Here is an 18087-nt window from a genome sequence, read left to right as displayed (position 1 = left end):
TCCTGTCACAGCGCTGGCCTGATCCGCGCCGTTGCCTGTTCGGCGCGGACCCTAAACGCTGCATTTGTGTTGGACAACCGGCCTTGCCGGGGAAGCGACTGCATATTTCCTTGACAGCAGGAATAATTGCCGGAGTCTGGTGCGATGTAGAGGGATTTATTCCTGATAGGCAACCCGGGAGGTGATCACCATGCTCTCGCACGAAAGAGTATGGGCAGCCATTGATGCCCTGGCCGCCCGCAAGGGACTGTCGCCATCTGGGCTCGCGCGGCGGGCCGGACTGGATCCGACGACCTTCAATCCGTCCAAGCGCATTGCCTCGGACGGACGGCCGCGCTGGCCCTCGACGGAATCGCTCGCCAAGGTGCTGGAGGCGACCGGCGCACAGCTTGGCGAGTTTGTCGCCCTCGTCTCCCCGGTCCGCCAGGAGCAGCCCGTCGCCCGGACGGTGCCGCTGACCATCCCCTTTGCAGGCTTCGCGGCGGCCTCCCGGCCGGGTGCCTTCGATTCGCTCGGCTGTCCCCATGGCGAGGGATGGGACGAGATCCCTTTTCCCGACGCAGCCGACTATCCTGTCTTCGCCCTCGAGATCAGCGGCGATCGCCAGTTGCCCGTCTACCGTGACGGCGACCTGATCGTCGTCGCTCCGAAGGTACCCATCCGGCGGGGCGATCGTGTCGTGGTGCGACAGCATGACGGGCCGCTCGACATCCGGGTCCTGCACCGGCAGACGGCCCGCAGCATCGAGTTGCATCCCCTGGCGCCATCCGGCAACATCCTCGTGCTCGATCTGGCCCAGGTCGACTGGGTTGCACGCATCGTCTGGGCCAGCCAGTAACGTCACGCGCGCGGCCTCGACGGCGGCAGCGGCAGTCCGGAGAGCCCGATGTTTCCCTCAGCGCTGGTCGCCAGGCGACCGTCCCCCGCCAGGCTGGGCGTTCCCGGCCTTGTCCGTGCAACGCTGGTCCTGCTGCCATGGCTTGCGGTTCCGCTGCCCGTGCAGGCGCAGACACCGGCCGTGACCGCCCCTTCCGGCATCCGCAACGTCTCCCCGCCCGGCGTCGTGGCCCCGCCCGTGACCGGTCCGCTGATCCGCGTCGCCCCGGCCGGCAAGCTGGCGGAGCCGAAGGATCCGGAAGCCGGATTGCCGAAGGATGCCTTCGACGTGAAGGGGGCCGTGGTGCTGGATGGCGGAACCCTCAAGGCCGGACGCCTCATCGTCCGCATCGCCCACGTGGAGGGACTGGCGCCAACGCAGACCTGCACCTCCAGGCTGGGGGGCGACTGGCCCTGCGGCGCGCGGGCCCGGGCCTCGCTGCAGGGGCTTGTGCGCGCCTACACGCTCGCTTGCCGCCGGGTGGCGGCGCTGGGCGAACGCGAGATCTCGGCGGTCTGCACGAAGGGGCCGACCGACGTCGGCCTGTGGCTGGTGCGTCAGGGGTGGGCGACGCCGGCTGCCGAGGCACCGGAGGCGTACCGCCAGGCCGTGGACGAGGCCCGGGAGGCGAAGGTCGGGCAGTGGCAGGCCGAATGGGTCGCGGAGCTTGCGCCGCCGATGCTGGTGACGCCCGTCGAGCCGGTGCTGGCAGTGCCCGGCGATGCCGGAGCTGCCCCGCTTGTGGTGCTGCCGGCCGGCCCGTCCGCCGCAACAGACGGCACCGGTCCGTCCGGTCAGTGGCTCAATCCGTTCGATGTCCAGGATCCGGACGGCGCAGGCACGGCCGGACCGGCGGGACCGGACTGAGAGCCGGCCCCGACAGACGCAGGCCTCAGGCCGCGGCCAGTTCCCCGCTGAGCGCCCGTGCGATGAGCGCGCGGGTCTCGGCAATGCCGTAAAGCGCAACGAACGAGCCGAAGCGCGGTCCCTGCTCGAGACCGAGGAGCACCTTGTAGAGCGCCTGGAACCAGGCGACCGACACGCCGGGACCACCATCCGGGCTCTTCTTGCTGTGGTCCTGATAGCGCTCGATCTTGCGCGCCACATCGAGGACGGCATCCTGGATCGTGCCGCCATCCGCCCCGACCGGCAGCGCCGCCAGCGCGGCATCCAGCTCGGCCAGCGCAGCCTGCTCGACCGCGTCGGGCGCACGGAACTGCTTGGTCGGCTTCACGAAGTCGTCGAAGTAGCGGATCGCGTAGGTCACCAGCTGATCGAGGCCGGGATGCGACTGGCGGGTCACATCCGGCGCGTAGCGGGTGATGAAGGCCCACAGCACGTCCTTGTTCTCGGCGTTGGAGGCCGAGACGAGGTTCAGCAGCATGGCGAAGGGCACCGGCGAGCTTGTTGCCGGAACCGCACCGGAGTGGATGTGCCAGGCCGGGTTCATCAGCTTCTGCTCGGCCGACATCGCCGGGAACTTCTCGGCATAGGCCAGATACTCGTCCACCGCCCGCGGAATAACGTCGAAATAGAGCTTCTTGGCCGTCTTCGGCTTCTGGAACATGTAGAGCGCCAGGCTCTCCGGGGAGGCATAGGTCAGCCACTCGTCGATCGTCAGGCCGTTGCCCTTCGACTTGGAGATCTTGGCGCCGTCATCGGCCAGGAACAGCTCGTAGACGAAATGCTCCGGCGGCGTGCCGCCCAGCACCTGGCAGATGCGGTCATAGACCGGCATGTTCGGCCCGTGGTCCTTGCCGAACATCTCGAAATCGACATTGAGCGCCGCCCAGCGGGCGCCGAAATCCGGCTTCCACTGCAGCTTGACCCGGCCGCCGGTCACCGGCAGCGTCACGTCGGTGCCGTCCTCGTCCTCGAAGGTGATGGTGCCCTCGCGGGCGTTGACATCCTTCATCGGCACGTAGAGCACCCGGCCGGAGAGCGGCGAGATCGGCAGGAACGGGCTGTAGGTCGCCCGGCGTTCCTCGCCGAGCGTCGGCAGCATCACGTCCATCAGGTCCTGGTACTTCTCGACGGCCTTCAGCAGGATGCCGTCGAGCTTGCCGGACTTGTAGTATTCGGTCGCGCTGGCGAACTCGTACTCGAAGCCGAATGTGTCGAGGAAGCGCCGCAGCATGGCGTTGTTGTGATCGCCGAAGCTCTTGTAGTCGCCCCCGAACGGATTGGGCACCACGGTCAGCGGCATCTGCAGGTAGGGCTTGAGGGCCTCCTGGTCCGGCACGTTCTCGGGGATCTTGCGCATGCCGTCCATGTCATCGGAAAAGCACAGCAGGCGCGTCGGGATCTTGTCCTCGGTCAGCACGCGGAAGGCCGTGCGCACCATCGTGGTGCGGGCAACCTCGCCGAAGGTGCCGATATGCGGCAGGCCGGACGGTCCGTAGCCCGTCTCGAACAGCACCGGAATGGAAGGATCCCGTTTTTCCACCCGCTTCACCAGTTTCCGCGCTTCCTCGAACGGCCAGGCCTTGGAGGTCCGGGCCGCCTCGACGAATTCGGGCGACAGGTCAAGCGGAGGGAGAGTTCGTGCGCTCATGTCTAGCGGGATCCATGCAGGTGTCTTGGAAACGGGCCGGGCCGGCCGGTCGGGATGTGCGGCGCGGCAACGGGCCGGCGGACACTAGAAAAGCCGCGCGGCTGCGTCAATGAAACTCTCGGCCTGCCGGCCCGAAGCGGAGAGCTTGCCGGCCGGCACCGGACCGCCTACTTGTTCGTCCTGCGAATGCTCTCCAGGAGAACGATGTTTCGATGAGCGACAAGGTCAGCGTGCAGGAAGCCCTGCTTTATGTGATGGTCACCATGTCGGCGGCCGACAGCTCCATGCCCGATGCGGAGCTTGGCTCGATCGGCGATCTGGTGAAGACGCTGCCCGTCTTTGCCGGCTTCGATGGCAACCGGGTCGTGACGGTGGCCCAGGCCTGCGGCGAGCTGCTGCAGCGGCCTGACGGCCTCGACCACATTCTGGAGATCGTCGCCGACAGCCTGTCGCCGCGTCTCTATGACACCGCCTATGCGCTCGCCGTCGAGGTGGCCGCTTCGGACGGCACGCTGCCCGACGAGGAGCTGCGTCTGCTCGAGATCCTGCGCGACCGGCTCAACCTCGACAAGCTGACCGTCGCGGCGATCGAGCGCTCTGCCCAGGCCCGCTTCCGGTCGGCCTGAGGCCTGATCCCAGTCCGGGTGTGCTGTCTGTCCGGGTGCGCTTGCCTGTCGGGCACCCGGCACCTGCCTCAGTTCAGGACCCGCCGCACGGAGGGAGAATCCAGCGAGAAGGCCGGGATCTCCACCTCCATGCGGGAGCCGTCCGGCAGTTCCATGCTGTAGCTTCCCTCCATGATGCCCGAGGGTGTGGCAAGCGGGCAGCCCGAGGTGTACTCGAACGCTTCCCCCGGCAGGATCAGCGGCTGCTGGCCGATGACGCCGGCCCCCTCCACCTCCTCGACCCGCCCGAGCGCGTCGGTGATGATCCAGTGGCGGGTGCGCAGCTGCACCGGGACCGAACCCAGGTTCCGGATCTCGATCGTGTAGGCCCAGACATAGCGGTCCTGCTGCGGTTCGGACTGATCCGGCAAGTACATCGGCTCGACCGTGACCTGGATGCCGTTGGTGGTGGCGCGATACATGGAATGGGGCCCATTATGAAACCTGAGGTGTGTATACCGTTCCATATAGAGAGCCTTGCCACAGTCGCACAGGGGGCATCACGCAACCTGTGACGAAGGCGTGACAGGGCGAGCCTTGCCCTGTGATCGGGAACCGCCCTATGTGGAGGAAAGCCCGAGGGGAACCATCGCATGTTCGACGCCCGCATCCGTCCCCTGATCGACCCGCCGCTTGACGCCCTTGGCCGCCGTCTTGCCGCCGCAGGCCTCAGCGCCAATGCGATCACGGTGCTCGGGCTCGGGCTCGGGCTCGCCGCTGCGGTTGCCATCGCCCTCGACGCGCTGCTCGTCGGGCTGGTGCTGCTGCTGGCCAACCGGCTCGCCGATGGCCTCGACGGCGCCGTGGCGCGGGCGACCCGGCGCACCGACCTGGGCGGTTACCTCGACATCGTCTGCGATTTCATCTTCTACGGCGCGATCCCGCTCGCCTTCGCGCTGCGCGACCCGGACGGGACAGCGCTGGCGGCCGCCGTGCTCCTGTTCAGCTTCTACGCCAATGGCGCCGCCTTCCTGACCTTCGCGATCATGGCGGAGCGGCGCCGGCTGCAGACCAGCCGGCAGGGGCTCAAGTCGCTCTACTATCTGGGCGGGCTTGCCGAAGGCGCGGAGACGATCGCTGTCTTCGCGCTCATGTGCGTGCTGCCGCAGCATGTCGCGCTGATCGCCTATGGCTTTGCGGCCCTCTGCCTGGTGTCGGCGGTGGCGCGCATGGCCACCGCCCTCGTTCTCCTGCGCGCCTAGCTGCGGACGGCAGCCGCTGCCGCCAGACCCCGGTCGATGTCCTCGAGGAGGTCGAGCGGATCCTCCAGGCCGACCGACAGGCGCAGCATGCCGGCCGTGATCCCGAGCTCCAGCCGCGCATCCTCGGCCACGTTCTTGTGCGTGGTCGTGGCCGGATGGGTGATCAGGCTCTTGGCATCGCCCAGATTGTTGGAGAGCTTGATGACCTTCAGCGCGTTGGTGAAGGCAAAGGCGGCGGCCTTGCCTCCGGCAAGCTCGAAGGCAAGCATGGTCGAGCCGCCGGTCATCTGCCGGGCGATCACCTCGGCCTGCGGATGGTCCGGCCGCCCGGGATAGATCAGCCGCGAGATGGCCGCGTGGCCGGCGAGGCGATCCGCCAGACGGGCGGCGCTGTCCGACTGGCGGGCAACGCGCAGCGGCAGCGTCTCCAGCCCCTTGAGCAGAACCCAGGCGTTGAACGGGCTCATGGCCGGACCGGTGTGCTTGACCAGCGGCAGGACCTCGTCCTCGATCCATTTCGCGTTCGACAGCACAACGCCGCCCAGGCAGCGGCCCTGTCCGTCGATGTGCTTGGTCGCCGAGTAGACGACGACATCGGCCCCAAGCTGCAGCGGCGACTGGAACATCGGCGTGGCGAACACGTTGTCGATGATGACCCGGGCGCCGACGGCATGGGCGATCTTCGCCACGGCCGCGATGTCGATCACGTCCAGCGTCGGATTGGTCGGGCTCTCGAGGAAGACGACCTTGGTTTCCGGCTTCACGGCAGCCTGCCACTGGGCCAGATCCGTGCCGTCAACCAGCGTGCTCGTGACCCCGAACCGCGGCAGCAGCGTCTCGACGATGTAGCGACAGGAGCCGAACAGGGCCTTGGCCGCCACCACATGGTCGCCCGCCCGGACGCTTGCCATCAGCGCCAGATTGACCGCTGCCATGCCGCTGGCCGTCCCGATGGCCGCCTCGGCGCCCTCCAGCTCGCACATCCGCTGCTCGAACATCGCAACCGTCGGGTTGGAGTAGCGCGAATAGACGAAGCCGGGATCCTCGCCGTTGAAGCGGGCCTCGGCCGCCTCGGCATTCGGGTAGACGAAGCCCTGGGTCAGGAAGATCGCCTCGGAGGTTTCCCCGTGCTGGGACCGGACGGTTCCGCCGTGAACGAGGCGGGTGGCGGTCCGCAGGCCGGACAGGTCGGCAGGCTGCCCGTCCTTCCTGGTGCCGGTGCTGGCGGACGTGTCGTCGGGTGCGGTCATGGCTCGAGGCTCCAGATACAAAAAAACCGGCCATAGGGGGCCGGGTTTCACCTCCCGACCCTTTTAGCGACTTCTTTAACGTGGCTGCAAGCCGGCCGGCCCAAATCACCACGGATCAGCGGTTCCGATACGCCATTCCCGGCAAAGCGTCAATCAGGGGCAACAAAACTTGGTTGGCCGGCGGTGAACCATCGGCTAATCACTGAAGCCGGACGCCGGCCCTTCCTGCGGGCTCCGGCGTGAACGCGAAAGGCTTCTCCATGCGCTCTGAAGGCATCCTGCCCGCCCACATGATCGAGGACATGTTCCGGTCCGGTGGCATCCGCAGCGCCTCGGCGCCTGTCGAGGGCCAGATCCAGCCCGCCAGCCTGGACCTGCGGCTCGGCACGCTGGCCTACCGGGTCCGTGCGAGCTTCCTGCCGGGCCAGGGCATGACGGTGGCCGACAAGCTCGACGCCTTCGCGCTTCACACGATCGACCTCGTCCGGGGCGCGGTTCTGGAGACCGGCTGCGTCTACATCGTGCCGCTGCAGGAAAGCCTGGCCCTGCCGGAGATCATCTCGGCCACGGCCAACCCGAAAAGCTCGACCGGCCGCCTTGACGTCTTCACCCGCGTCATCACCGACGAGGGCCGTGCCTTCGACACGGTGCCGGCCGGATACCGCGGGCCGCTCTATGCCGAGATCTCGCCGCTGACCTTCCCGATCCTGGTGCGCGAGGGCTCGCGCCTGTCGCAGATCCGCTTCCGCATCGGCGATCCGCTGATCGCGGACAGCGAGCTGGAAGGCGTGCACCAGAGCGAAAGGCTGGTGACCGGCGGCAACGAGCGCATCGGCGGCGGCGTCCAGCTGTCCATCGACCTCGAGGGGGCCGGCGAGGGAAGCCTTGTCGGCTACCGTGCCAAGCATCACACCGGCGTCATCGACGTCGACCTCAAGGCCGCGCACCATCCGCTGGATTTCTGGGAGCCGATCCACCGGCGCGGTGCGGCCGAGCTGATCCTGGATCCGAACGAGTTCTACATCCTCGTCAGCCAGGAGGCCGTGCATGTGCCGCCCCTGTATGCGGCCGAGATGGTGCCCTTCGATCCGCTCGTCGGCGAGTTCCGCGTCCATTATGCCGGCTTCTTCGATCCCGGCTTCGGTCACACCGGCGCAGGCGGGACCGGGTCGCGCGCCGTGCTGGAAGTGCGATCCCACGACGTGCCCTTCATCCTGGAGCACGGCCAGACGGTCGGCCGGCTGGTCTATGAGCACATGCTGGAACGACCGCAGCGTCTTTACGGCGAGGGGATCGGTTCCAATTATCAGGGGCAGGCCCTGAAACTGTCCAAGCATTTCCGACCGCTGTCGTGAGGGCTGCCAGCGGCGGGGAGAACCGTTCGCCGATGTTCGTTGCTGCCGGGGTTCCGGTCGTCCATCACCCGGCCTATTGTGCCGATCTGCCCGAGGGGCACCGCTTTCCGATGAACAAGTTCCGCCGCGTGGCGGAACTGGCGCTGGCCGAGGGGCTTGTGCCTGGCGGGCGGTTCCACAAGCCGCGCCCGGCGCCGGCCGAGTGGATCGCGCTGGCCCATGACCCGGCCTATGTCGAGCAGGTCTTCACGGCCAGCGTTCCTGCGGCGGTGGCGCGGGAGATCGGCTTTCCGATGACCGAGAGCGTGGCGCTGCGCGGCCGGTGCGCCACCGGGGGCACCGTCCTTGCGGGCTATCTCGCCCTGCGGCACGGCCTTGCCTGCAACACCGCTGGCGGCAGCCACCATGCGCGGCGCGCCCATGGCGCCGGCTTCTGCGTGTTCAACGACGTGGCCGTTGCCATCCGCGTCATGCAGGCCGACCGGGTCATCCGCCGGGCCCTGGTGGTGGACCTCGACGTGCATCAGGGCGACGGCACGGCGGACATCTTCGCCGGCGACCCGGATGTCTTCACCTTCTCGATGCACTCGGAGAAGAACTATCCCGTCCGCAAGGTGCCTTCGAGCCTCGACATCGGACTGGAGGACGGGGTGCAGGACGAGGCCTATCTGGCGCGTCTGGCGGCGGCCTTGCCGGCCGTAGTGGAGGCCGCGAGCCCCGACATCGTCTTCTACAACGCGGGCGTCGATCCCTTTTCCGGCGACAAGCTGGGACGCCTCGGCCTCAGCCGCGAGGGGCTGCGGCGGCGCGACGAACTGGTCATCGGCTATGTCCGACGGCAGGGCCTGCCGCTCGCCGGCGTGCTCGGGGGCGGCTATTCCACCGACATCGACGAACTGGCCGACCGGCATCTGACGCTGCTGCGCTCGGCCGTCGCGGTGGACGCGGGGCTGGCCGAGACGCTCATCTGATCTCAGATGGCCAAGACCGGGCAGGACCTTGCCCGGACTGGCCCGGACAGGCCCGGACTGGCCCGGATTGGCCAGAACCGGGAAGCTGCGCGGTCAGCGGCCGCGCGCGGACAGGATCCGGCTGATGAGCCAGATCGGAACCACGATGACAGCGCCCAGCACGAGATACTGCCCGACCTGCTCGACGGCATTGAAGCCCATGTTCCAGAGCCGCTCGATGAAGGAGAGAACGAGGTCGATCACGCCGAGGGGATCGAGATCCAGCGCAGACAGGATGACGCCGACCACCAGCGACAGGAAGGTCAGACGGAGAATGACGCGCAGCGGCGTGTCTCCGAGAAATCGTGTCAAACCGTCGCCAGCCATGGGGCACTCCGTTGCTGCTGCTGTGGCATCATCTGCCCTTAGATAGGCAATGCCGCAGGGCTTCGCACCCCTCGCGCGCGGTGCGGGCAACGTTTTCCCCGGAGTGTCCGCTCAGGCGATGTGGTCTTCCAGCCTGGCGTCGCCGTGCATCCGCACGGCCTTGGGCGGGACGCCGTACCACGTCTTCACGGCCCGCGAGAAGGCCGACAGTTCCGAGAAGCCGAGCAGATAGGCGATTTCCTTCATCGGCAGCGTCGTGTCCTTGAGGTAGCGCGCGGCCATGTTGCGACGGATCGTTTCGGTCAGCTTGCGGAAGGACGTGCCCTCCGCCTCCAGCAGCCGCTGCAGCGAGCGCTGCGACATGCCAAGCTCGCTGGCCACCTGTTCCAGTGACACGTTGCCCGACTTCAGGGCCTCGTTGATCTTGTCCGCGACGCGCGTCAGCGGATCGTTGCGCCCGCCATAATCCTCCATCTCGCGAATCGCCGCCTGCTCGACGATGGCATAGAGGTTCGCCTCGCTGCGCGGCGTCGGACGTCCCAGATAGGCCTGCGGGATCAGGATGCGGTCCTGCGCCTGCCCGAAGGCCAGCCGGTCCCCGTGACGGCGCTGGAAATCCGACATCTTGCGCGGCGCCGGCTGGGTCGTCTCGATCAGGATTTCCGCCGAGGGATCCTGCACGGCGAACTCGATGCGGCCTGCCGCCCAGGCCAGACGCTCATAGGTGCTCTGGATCCTGGGCAGTCCCACTTCGGGCACGAACCACTCGAGGATCCCGTGCTCGCCCTCCTCGTGGAAGGTCATGCGGTAGACATTCGTGCGCAGGGCCAGAAAGCGCTCCCAGTTGTGCAGTCCGGCCGCAAGGGTCGGGGCGCAGAGCCCGACATAGTCGAACGTGGAAAAGATGCCGAGCGGCACCGACGAGGCGATGTCGAGAATGAGCCCGTCGTCGCCCGCAGCCTGCGCGACATGTTCAAAGACGCGCAGCGCCGTGCTGTACTCGACCGTGGCCGCCGGACTGTGAGGCAGGTCCGGCTTGAGGCCGTAATGTCGCGCAATCGCCGCCCAGTCCAGGCGGCGTATCTTGCAGAGCATTTCGAGGGACTGCAGGGTATCCGCCCGGCACCACTCCTCCTGCTGGCGCCGCGCGGTCCGGTTGTACACCAACACCGTCTCCTCCTCTCCAAAGAGGTTGCCCCAACTGTTCTACAGGCGACGCAATGGCGCAATAGGTCAAAGGCCTAAGCGAAGGCGGCCCGGGAGAATTCATTTGGCACGTTTAGTTAAAAAGCTGGCTGATTGTGCCAAGGACAGAAGCACGGAATAAGTGTAAGGTTGCCAATGAAAATAGCGGAAGACGCTGCGTCAGATCTGTGCTTGTCCCGCCATCCGCCCGTGGCGGACAGCAGACCGGACTGGCAGGCGATCTCCGGCCTCGCCGGGCGCCTTCACGCAAATGCGCAGTTTCGCCTCGATTTCGATAACACGTGGCCCCATCACGATCGAAAACAGACGAAAGCGAAGCGAAAACTGCGGAATCCAACCCGAAAGCGACGTGCAGTCCGGCCGCAGCCCTTGCGGTCGGATGCCCGCGCGGCCTGCTTGCAATCCTCGCGTTTGCGCCCTTGTTCCGCCCGTTCCCGGTGTTGCCGCAGCCTGCAAGCCCCGGTCCCGGCACGATTTGGTAAATGAGCTGGCTCGGCTTTTGTTCACGCAGTTTTGAAAACGCGTCGCGGTCAAGCTGCTGTGGAAAACCGTTGAGTAAATCATCTACAGGCAGACTGAGAGCGGTTTCACTTCTGCTGTAGCGGAAGGTCGAGGTTCCTTGTTGCGGAACATCGAATACGTCACGCCCAGCGGGAAGACCTGAGGCGAGACGCAGGACCAATCCCAAGCCCAATCCCAATCCCAGACCCGATCCCAGGCAGAGGCGTCCGTCGCGCCCCTCTCCCTGCGCTAGCGGGGGGCCATGGGCCCCCCGACAGGGTCTGCGGTCGCCGCCACGCGCCATCAGGTCGCCTGGCAGCAGGATCGGCAGCGGATCAGGCCGCCGCGGCGTCCGGTGCGGCCTCGGCCTGCGGCGGGAACTTGCCGTAGAACGTCTCATTATTCTTGGCCATCTCGCGCAGCAGCCTGTTCGGCTTGAAGCGCGGGCCCCACTTCTTGGTGAACTTCTTGCAAAGCTCGACGAAGGCGGCCGTGCCCATCATGTCGATGTAGCTGAGCGTCCCGCCGGTGTAGGGCGCAAAGCCGAAGCCGAGGATCGAGCCGACGTCGGCCTCACGGACGTCCGTCAGGCACTTCTCTTCAAAGATGCGGGCGGTCTCCAGCGCCTGCATCACCAGAAGACGCTGCTTCAGCTCCTCGACATTGAAGGCGTCAGCGGGCTTCGGCTTGCCGACGACCTCGGGGATGCCGGCCCACAGGGCCTTTTCCTTGCCCTTGTAGTCGTAGAAGCCCTTGCCGTTCTTGCGACCGAAGCGCTCGCGCTTGACCACCATCTCTTCCAGGATGTTGTCCAGCGGGCCCTCGACATAGTTGACGCCGAGATCCTTGCGGGTGGCCGAGACGATCTTCCAGGCGAGGTCCAGCGCCACTTCGTCGCCAAGCGACAGCGGGCCGACCGGCATGCCGGCCATCTTGCCGGCGTTCTCGATCATGGCCGCCGGAACCCCGTCCGCCAGCATCATCAGGCCTTCGCGGATGTAGGTCATCACCACGCGCGAGGTGTAGAAGCCGCGGCTGTCGTTGACGACGATCGGGGTCTTCTTGATCGCCTTGATGTAGTCCAGCGCCATGGCCAGCGCCTTGTCCGAGGTCTTCTTGCCGAGGATCACCTCGACCAGCATCATCTTGTCGACGGGCGAGAAGAAGTGGATGCCGATGAAGTTCTTCGGACGCGACGACGCTTCGGCGAGGGAGGTGATCGGCAGCGTCGAGGTGTTGGAGGCGTAGATTGCCTTGGCCTTCATCGCGGCCTCGGCCTTCTCCGTGACGCCGCGCTTGACCTCGCGGTCCTCGAACACGGCCTCGATCACCAGATCACAGTCGCCGAGCAGGGCATAGTCGGTCGTGGCGGTGATCCGGGCCAGCACCTTGTCCTTGTCCTCCGCCGTGGAGTGCCCCCGCGAGACGGCCTTGCTCAGCAGCTCGTCGGAATGGGCCTTGCCCTTGTCGGCGGCGGCCTGGTCGCGGTCGATCAGCACCACGTCTATGCCCGCCTTGGCCGTGACATAGGCAATGCCTGCGCCCATGAAGCCGGCGCCCAGAACGCCGATCTTCTTGATCTTGTTCGGCTTCACGTCGGCCGGACGGCGCGCGCCCTTGTTCAGCTCCTGCATGGAGACGAACAGCGAGCGGATCATGTTTGCCGCTTCCGGGGTCTGCAACACATGGGCGAAGTAACGGCTCTCGACCTGCAGGGCCAGATCCATCGGCAGCTGCAGGCCTTCAAACACCGCCTTCAGCAGACCGCGGATGCCCGGATAGTTGTCCTGGGTCTCGCGGCGATAGATGGCGTTGGCGGCCGGCCAGAACTGGAACCCGGCCGGCGAATAGACCGGACCGCCGGGCAGCTTGAAGCCTTTCTCGTCCCAGGGCTTCACCGGCTTGACGCCCGTCTTGAGCAGCTTCTTGGCCGTCTCGACCAGCTTCTTGGCCGGGGCGGTCTCGTCGATGAGCTTCATCGACCGGGCCTTGTCGGCGCGCAGGGTCTGGCCCTGCATCAGGAAGGTGAGGCCAGCCTGGGCATCGGTCATGCGCATGACGCGCTGCGTGCCGCCGGCGCCCGGGAACAGGCCCACCTTCACTTCCGGCAGGCCCAGCTTGAAGCTGTCATCCTCGACGCCGACGCGCGCATGGCAGGCCAGCGCCAGCTCGGTGCCGCCGCCCATGCAGGTGCCGTTGATCGCGGCGACGAACGGCTTCCCGCAGGTCTCGAGCTTGCGGTAGATCAGCGTCAGGCGGCGGGACCCCTCGAACAGCGCCTTGGCGGCCGCCTCCGGGTCCTTGCGCCGCTCCTTGTGGAAGCCCTTCAGCAGGCCGTCGAGCATGGTGAGGTCGGCACCGCCCGAGAAGGCAGCCTTGCCGGAGGTGATCACCGCGCCCTTGATGGCCGCATCGGCCACCACGTCGTCGATGATCCGGTCGAGGTCGTCCATCACCGAGATGTCGATGACGTTCATCGACTTCTCCGGCATGTCCCAGGTGATCAGCGCAATGCCGTCGGCATCGGTTTCAAGGGTGAAGTTCTTGTAAGACATCATGGTTCTCCCCGAGGACTGCCGTCAGACGCGCTCGATGATCGTCGCCGTGCCCATGCCGGCGCCGATGCAGAGGGTGACGAGGGCGGTGTTGAGGTCGCGGCGCTCCAGTTCGTCAAGCACCGTGCCGAGGATCATGGCGCCGGTGGCGCCAAGCGGATGGCCGAGGGCAATCGCCCCGCCGTTGACGTTGACAATCGCCGGATCGAGGTCGAAGGCCTGGCGGTAGCGCAGCACCACGGAGGCGAAGGCCTCGTTGATCTCGAACAGGTCGATGTCCTTCAGGCTCATGCCGGCATTGCGCAGCAGCTTCGCCGTCACGTCGACCGGGCCGGTCAGCATCAGCGCCGGTTCGGAGCCGATGTTGGCAAAGGCCTTGATGCGTGCGCGGGGCTTGAGCCCAGCCGACTTGCCGGCCTTGCGCGAGCCGATCAGCACCGCCGCTGCCCCGTCCACGATGCCCGACGAGTTGCCGGCGTGGTGCACGTGGGTGATGCGCTCGAGCTCGGGATGCGCCTGGATGGCGACCGCATCGAAGCCGCCCATCGCCCCCATCATCTCGAAGGACGCGCCGAGGGCGGCCAGCGACTGCATGTCGGTGCCCGGACGCATGTGTTCGTCCCGGGCAAGGATGGTGATGCCGTTGACATCCTTCACCGGCACAACGGACTTGGCGAAGTAGCCCTTGTCCCAGGAGTGGGCTGCGCGCTTCTGGCTCTCGACCGCATAGGCGTCGCAGTCATCGCGGGTGAAACCGTACTTGGAGGCGATCAGGTCGGCCGACACGCCCTGCGGCATGAAGTAGGAGGGCAGGGCCACCTGCGGATCGACCGGCCAGGCGCCGCCGGAGGCACCGATGCCGATGCGGCTCATGCTTTCGACGCCACCGGCGAGGACGAGCTGATGCTGGCCGGCCATCACCTGGCCGGCGGCCATGTTGACCGCATCAAGGCCGGATGCACAGAAGCGGTTGATCTGCATGCCGGGGACCGAATGGTCATATCCGGCGGCAAACACGGCCGCGCGGGCGATGTCGCCGCCGGCCTCGCCCACCGGATCGACGCAGCCGAGCACCACATCGTCGACGAGCCGGGTGTCGAGCCCGTTGCGGTCGCGGATGGCCTCGAGGGCGACGGCGGCGAGCCGCACGGCGGTCACCTCGTGCAGCGCACCGTCCTTCTTGCCGCGCCCGCGCGGGGTGCGGACATGATCGAATACATAAGCCTCAGGCATTGGATCCTCCTGAACGTGTCTGGGTCAGGCCGTACCGGGCAGCGGATGGCCCGGCATCAGGTCGTAGGGGTGGGACCAGCCGGGCTGGGACCGGATGCGATCCAGCCAGGCAGTGAGATCGGGATAGGCGGCAAGGTCGATGCCCGTTTCCTCGGGCCAGAACAGGTAGCCGCAGAGCGACAGGTCCGCCGTCGTCAGCCGGTTGGCGACCACGAACTGGCGGCCGGTCAGGTGCTTGTCGAGGATGGCCAGGGCCGACTTCGCCCGGGCCTCGAAGAAGGCAGTCACCGGGGTCTCCCCGGTTCTTGCGAAGTGCCGCAGGTAGCGCAGTGTCGCCGTGTAGCTGCTGAGCTTGTGGTTGTCGAACAGCACCCAGCGCAGGATCTCCCGCGCCTCGTCCTCGCTGTGAGCCCCGAACAGGCCAAGCTCGTCCGTCAGGTGGTCGAGGATCACGCCGGACTGGGTCAGGCGCAAGTGTCCGTGCTCCAGCACGGGCACTTCACCCATCTCGTTGACCGTCTCGCGGAACTCCGGCGAGCGGGTGGCTCCGTTGAAGAAGTCGACGAAGCGGGGCTCCCAGTCCGCTCCGGCAAGCTGGAGCATCAGGGCGACCTTGTAGGAATAGCCCGACTGGGCAAAGCAGTGCAGCACGAACTCGGCCATGCGTTCCTCCCGTCATGGCGTGAGAGCGGGGCGACGGCCCGGCCGGAGACCGGGCCGCCCGAGCGGGCCTGCGGGGCCGGCGCCAGGCTCAGAAGGCCTCGGCGGCGAGGCCCATCATCGTGTCGGCTCCCGTCGAGATCCGGGCCAGATGCGCCGCCGTTTCCGGCAGGGTCCGTTCCATGAAGAAGCGGCCGAAGACCAGCTTGGCCTCATAGCGCTCCGTGTCCTCGCCGGCGGCGATCTTCTCCTGGGCGGCCTTGGCGATCTGGGCCCACATGTAGGCGAGCGCCACCAGACCGAACAGGTGCATGTAGTCGGTCGAGCCGGCGCCGGCGTTGTCCGGCTTGGCCATGGCGTTCTGCATGAACCACATGGTCGCGGCCTGCAGGTCGTCATGTGCCTTCTTCAGCGGCCTGGTGAAGGGGGCGAGGGCCTCGTTGTCCTTGTTGGCCTTCAGGAAATCGCCCACCTCGGCGAAGAAGGTCATCACGGCGCGGCCACCGTTGGCCGGCAGCTTGCGGCCGACCAGATCAAGCGCCTGGATGCCGTTGGCGCCTTCATAGATCATGGCGATGCGGGCATCGCGCACGAACTGCTCCATGCCCCATTCGGCGATGTAGCCATGGCCGCCGTACATCTGCTGCGCATTGACCGCGTTGGCAAAGCCGGTGTCGGTCAGGACGCCCTTCAGAACCGGCGTCATCAGGCCCATCAGGTCGTCGGCGCGGGTCCGGTCCGCCTCGTTGTCCGAGCGATGCGACACGTCGCCCTGCAGCGCGGTCCACAGCACCAGCGCGCGGGCCGCCTCGTTGAACGAGCGGATCGACATCAGCACGCGGCGCACGTCCGGATGCACGATGATCGGATCGGCGGCCTTGTCGATGGCCTTCGGCCCGGTCAGGGCGCGGCCCTGGATGCGGTCACGGGCGTAAGTGACGGCGTTCTGGTAGGCAACTTCGGACTGGGCGAGACCCTGCACCGCGACGCCGAGGCGGGCCTCGTTCATCATGGTGAACATGGCGCGCAGGCCCTTGTTTTCCTCGCCGACCAGCCAGCCCGTCGCCCCGTCATAGTTCATGACGCAGGTGGCGTTGCCGTGGATGCCCATCTTGTGCTCGATCGAGCCGCAGGTCGCGCCGTTGCGCGCTCCGATCGACCCGTCGGCATTGACGAGGAACTTCGGCACCACGAAGAGCGAGATGCCCTTCACGCCCTCGGGCGCGCCCTCGATCCGGGCCAGCACCAGATGGATGATGTTCTCCGACATGTCGTGTTCACCGGCGGAGATGAAGATCTTGGTGCCGGAAATCCGGTAGCTGCCATCGGCCTGGGGCACGGCCTTGGTGCGGATCAGCCCCAGGTCCGTGCCGCAGTGCGGCTCGGTCAGGTTCATCGTCCCGGTCCAGGTGCCGGCGACCATCTTCGGCAGATAGGTGTCCTTCTGCGCCGCCGTGCCATGCAGCGTCAGCGCGGCGACCGCCCCGGCCGTCAGGCCCGGATACATGGCAAAGGCCATGTTGGCGGAGGAGAGGTACTCGGCCATCACCATGGCCAGCGTGTGCGGCAGGCCCTGGCCGCCAAATTCCGGATCGACCGACAGGCCGCCCCAGCCGCCCTCGCAGTAAGCCTCGTAGGCAGCCTTGAAGCCCTTCGGCGTGGTGACGCTGCCGTCCTCGTGGCGGACACAGCCCTCGAGGTCACCGCTCTGGTTTAGCGGCTGGATGACCTCTTCGCAGAACTTCGCGCCTTCGCGCAGGATCGCCTCGACCAGATCCGGCGTCGCGTCGGCAAAGCCCGGCAGGTTGCTGTAGCGTTCGTAGCCGAACACATCCTTGAGTAGAAAAAGCGTGTCCTCAACGGGGGCACGGTAGGTCGGCATGTCTTCCTCCCAGAACGAAACCGCATACGCACGACATGACGTTTCCGTAAACGTCAACTGCCGCCTGTTATATACGCGCCATTCGGGGGCGGACAAGTCGTGTCCTAAGGGAAGGTACGCCTGAATCTTTACAAAATGAACCAAAGTCGAGGGTCCGAACGCAAAAAACCGGAGCGTCAGCCCCGGTTTTTCGGCGATTCTGGCGATTTTGGCCGGAAGCGGCCTTACGCGAACGTCAGGCTCATTCGCCTTCCGCTTCCTTGTGCTTCAGCATGCCGGAGACGATTTCGACCGTGCGCGACAGTTCCTCGATGGCCTGATCGATGTCCTTGCGCTGGTTCACGAGCACGGCAATCTGCTCGTTGAAGCGCGAGAGGGCGACCCGAAGTTGCGTGACCTGTCCGTCACGCAGGTCATAGAGGTCGAGCATGTCGCGGATCTCGCTCAGCGAAAAACCGACGCGCTTGCCCATGACCACCAGCTTGAGGCGGGCCCGGTCGCGGCGGGTGTAGACGCGGTTCAGACCATCGCGCTTGGGGTTCAGCAGGCCCCGGTCCTCGTAGAAGCGCAGGGTGCGCAGGGTGACGCCGAATTCCTTGGCCAGGTCGCCGATGGTGAACTGCGTCTTCTTCGTGCTGTCGTCGGCGGCTGCCACCACATCGACGATTTCCGCATTGTTGCGGAGGGAGAGTGCTTCGCTCATGTTCTGTTCCTGCGTGAACGCCCGGCGGGTCTTGCATCTGGGGCAAGGACGGCCGGAGGCCGGGCTGCCGAAGCGGCCGGATGCATCGGGAGGGATGCCCGGTCGCC

At 66.6% G+C, this 18087-nt stretch carries 16 protein-coding genes and 1 riboswitch; of the genes, 6 read left to right on the top strand and 10 right to left on the bottom strand.

Features of this window, described 5'->3' with window-relative positions; translation table 11 throughout:
* Nucleotides 1-190: 190 nt before the first annotated feature.
* Together GWI72_RS11095 and GWI72_RS11090 are read left to right on the top strand one after the other, a co-directional pair.
* Nucleotides 191-838: a S24 family peptidase gene (locus GWI72_RS11095; protein ID WP_161676291.1), complete on the top strand. Its 648-nt coding sequence runs from the start codon at nt 191-193 to the stop codon at nt 836-838.
* A gap of 48 nt (nt 839-886) precedes the next feature.
* Nucleotides 887-1744, top strand: a complete 858-nt coding sequence (locus GWI72_RS11090) for a thermonuclease family protein (RefSeq protein WP_161708678.1) — start codon at nt 887-889, stop codon at nt 1742-1744.
* 25 nt (nt 1745-1769) lie between these two features.
* On the opposite strand, the gene GWI72_RS11085 is transcribed toward GWI72_RS11090, so the two are convergent.
* Entirely contained in the window at nt 1770-3431 is a 1662-nt protein-coding gene (locus GWI72_RS11085; RefSeq protein WP_161708677.1) for a lysine--tRNA ligase, read from the bottom strand.
* Between the two features lie 212 nt (nt 3432-3643).
* On the opposite strand from GWI72_RS11085, the gene GWI72_RS11080 reads away from it, so the two are divergent.
* Nucleotides 3644-4057, top strand: coding sequence for a tellurite resistance TerB family protein (locus GWI72_RS11080; RefSeq protein WP_161676288.1), 414 nt, complete (start codon nt 3644-3646; stop codon nt 4055-4057).
* A gap of 68 nt (nt 4058-4125) precedes the next feature.
* Here the strand turns inward: GWI72_RS11080 and apaG are convergent, their stop codons facing one another.
* Nucleotides 4126-4518, bottom strand: a complete 393-nt coding sequence (gene apaG / locus GWI72_RS11075) for a Co2+/Mg2+ efflux protein ApaG (RefSeq protein WP_161676967.1) — start codon at nt 4516-4518, stop codon at nt 4126-4128.
* A 171-nt stretch (nt 4519-4689) separates the two neighbouring features.
* Here apaG and GWI72_RS11070 point away from each other — a divergent pair, with 171 nt between their 5' ends.
* Nucleotides 4690-5298 (top strand): CDP-alcohol phosphatidyltransferase family protein, encoded by a 609-nt coding sequence (locus tag GWI72_RS11070; protein WP_161708676.1) that lies wholly within the window; start codon nt 4690-4692, stop codon nt 5296-5298.
* Here the strand turns inward: GWI72_RS11070 and GWI72_RS11065 are convergent.
* Nucleotides 5295-6548 carry an O-succinylhomoserine sulfhydrylase gene (locus GWI72_RS11065; protein ID WP_208995823.1) on the bottom strand — a complete coding sequence of 418 codons (1254 nt, stop codon included), beginning with the start codon at nt 6546-6548 and terminating at the stop codon, nt 5295-5297. The genes GWI72_RS11070 and GWI72_RS11065 overlap by 4 nt on opposite strands.
* A 42-nt stretch (nt 6549-6590) precedes the next feature.
* Nucleotides 6591-6670: riboswitch (SAM riboswitch) on the bottom strand.
* A 138-nt stretch (nt 6671-6808) separates the two neighbouring features.
* Between GWI72_RS11065 and GWI72_RS11060 the strand changes: the two genes are divergently transcribed.
* Entirely contained in the window at nt 6809-7903 is a 1095-nt protein-coding gene (locus GWI72_RS11060) for a 2'-deoxycytidine 5'-triphosphate deaminase (protein ID WP_161676286.1), read from the top strand.
* Between the two features lie 32 nt (nt 7904-7935).
* A complete protein-coding gene (locus GWI72_RS11055; RefSeq protein WP_161708675.1) occupies nt 7936-8874 on the top strand; it encodes a histone deacetylase family protein in 939 nt (312 codons plus the stop codon).
* A 93-nt stretch (nt 8875-8967) separates the two neighbouring features.
* Here the strand turns inward: GWI72_RS11055 and GWI72_RS11050 are convergent, their stop codons facing one another.
* From GWI72_RS11050 to GWI72_RS11020, 7 genes are all read right to left on the bottom strand, one after another.
* Nucleotides 8968-9240 carry a DUF6460 domain-containing protein gene (locus tag GWI72_RS11050; RefSeq protein ID WP_161676284.1) on the bottom strand — a complete coding sequence of 91 codons (273 nt, stop codon included), beginning with the start codon at nt 9238-9240 and terminating at the stop codon, nt 8968-8970.
* A 111-nt stretch (nt 9241-9351) separates the two neighbouring features.
* Complete coding sequence (locus tag GWI72_RS11045; RefSeq protein WP_209000086.1) at nt 9352-10410, bottom strand: helix-turn-helix transcriptional regulator; 1059 nt, start codon at nt 10408-10410, stop codon at nt 9352-9354.
* Nucleotides 10411-11282: 872 nt separating this feature from the next.
* Nucleotides 11283-13502, bottom strand: a complete 2220-nt coding sequence (locus GWI72_RS11040) for a 3-hydroxyacyl-CoA dehydrogenase NAD-binding domain-containing protein (protein WP_161708674.1) — start codon at nt 13500-13502, stop codon at nt 11283-11285.
* Between the two features lie 24 nt (nt 13503-13526).
* Entirely contained in the window at nt 13527-14735 is a 1209-nt protein-coding gene (locus GWI72_RS11035) for an acetyl-CoA C-acetyltransferase (RefSeq protein ID WP_161708673.1), read from the bottom strand.
* Between the two features lie 24 nt (nt 14736-14759).
* Entirely contained in the window at nt 14760-15398 is a 639-nt protein-coding gene (locus GWI72_RS11030; RefSeq protein WP_161708672.1) for a glutathione S-transferase family protein, read from the bottom strand.
* Nucleotides 15399-15486: 88 nt separating this feature from the next.
* Entirely contained in the window at nt 15487-17277 is a 1791-nt protein-coding gene (locus GWI72_RS11025) for an acyl-CoA dehydrogenase C-terminal domain-containing protein (RefSeq protein ID WP_161708671.1), read from the bottom strand.
* A 241-nt stretch (nt 17278-17518) separates the two neighbouring features.
* The gene (locus GWI72_RS11020; protein WP_161676279.1) at nt 17519-17980 is read right to left on the bottom strand and encodes a MerR family transcriptional regulator; all 462 of its coding nucleotides are present in this window, start codon (nt 17978-17980) and stop codon (nt 17519-17521) included.
* Nucleotides 17981-18087: the final 107 nt, after the last annotated feature.

Source organism: Pannonibacter sp. XCT-53, assembly GCF_009915765.1.
Classification (GTDB): domain Bacteria; phylum Pseudomonadota; class Alphaproteobacteria; order Rhizobiales; family Stappiaceae; genus Pannonibacter; species Pannonibacter tanglangensis.
This window is presented reverse-complemented; position numbering and strand designations above follow the sequence as displayed.

Coding starts and splice junctions, on each gene's coding strand:
- GWI72_RS11040 (WP_161708674.1), bottom strand. CDS start 13,502: ATGTCTTACAAGAACTTCACCCTTGAAACCGATGCCGACGGCATTGCG.
- GWI72_RS11085 (WP_161708677.1), bottom strand. CDS start 3,431: ATGAGCGCACGAACTCTCCCTCCGCTTGACCTGTCGCCCGAATTCGTC.
- GWI72_RS11035 (WP_161708673.1), bottom strand. CDS start 14,735: ATGCCTGAGGCTTATGTATTCGATCATGTCCGCACCCCGCGCGGGCGC.
- GWI72_RS11090 (WP_161708678.1), top strand. CDS start 887: ATGTTTCCCTCAGCGCTGGTCGCCAGGCGACCGTCCCCCGCCAGGCTG.
- GWI72_RS11055 (WP_161708675.1), top strand. CDS start 7,936: ATGTTCGTTGCTGCCGGGGTTCCGGTCGTCCATCACCCGGCCTATTGT.
- GWI72_RS11030 (WP_161708672.1), bottom strand. CDS start 15,398: ATGGCCGAGTTCGTGCTGCACTGCTTTGCCCAGTCGGGCTATTCCTAC.
- GWI72_RS11095 (WP_161676291.1), top strand. CDS start 191: ATGCTCTCGCACGAAAGAGTATGGGCAGCCATTGATGCCCTGGCCGCC.
- GWI72_RS11050 (WP_161676284.1), bottom strand. CDS start 9,240: ATGGCTGGCGACGGTTTGACACGATTTCTCGGAGACACGCCGCTGCGC.
- GWI72_RS11025 (WP_161708671.1), bottom strand. CDS start 17,277: ATGCCGACCTACCGTGCCCCCGTTGAGGACACGCTTTTTCTACTCAAG.
- GWI72_RS11020 (WP_161676279.1), bottom strand. CDS start 17,980: ATGAGCGAAGCACTCTCCCTCCGCAACAATGCGGAAATCGTCGATGTG.
- GWI72_RS11070 (WP_161708676.1), top strand. CDS start 4,690: ATGTTCGACGCCCGCATCCGTCCCCTGATCGACCCGCCGCTTGACGCC.
- GWI72_RS11080 (WP_161676288.1), top strand. CDS start 3,644: ATGAGCGACAAGGTCAGCGTGCAGGAAGCCCTGCTTTATGTGATGGTC.
- apaG (WP_161676967.1), bottom strand. CDS start 4,518: ATGTATCGCGCCACCACCAACGGCATCCAGGTCACGGTCGAGCCGATG.
- GWI72_RS11060 (WP_161676286.1), top strand. CDS start 6,809: ATGCGCTCTGAAGGCATCCTGCCCGCCCACATGATCGAGGACATGTTC.
- GWI72_RS11065 (WP_208995823.1), bottom strand. CDS start 6,548: ATGACCGCACCCGACGACACGTCCGCCAGCACCGGCACCAGGAAGGAC.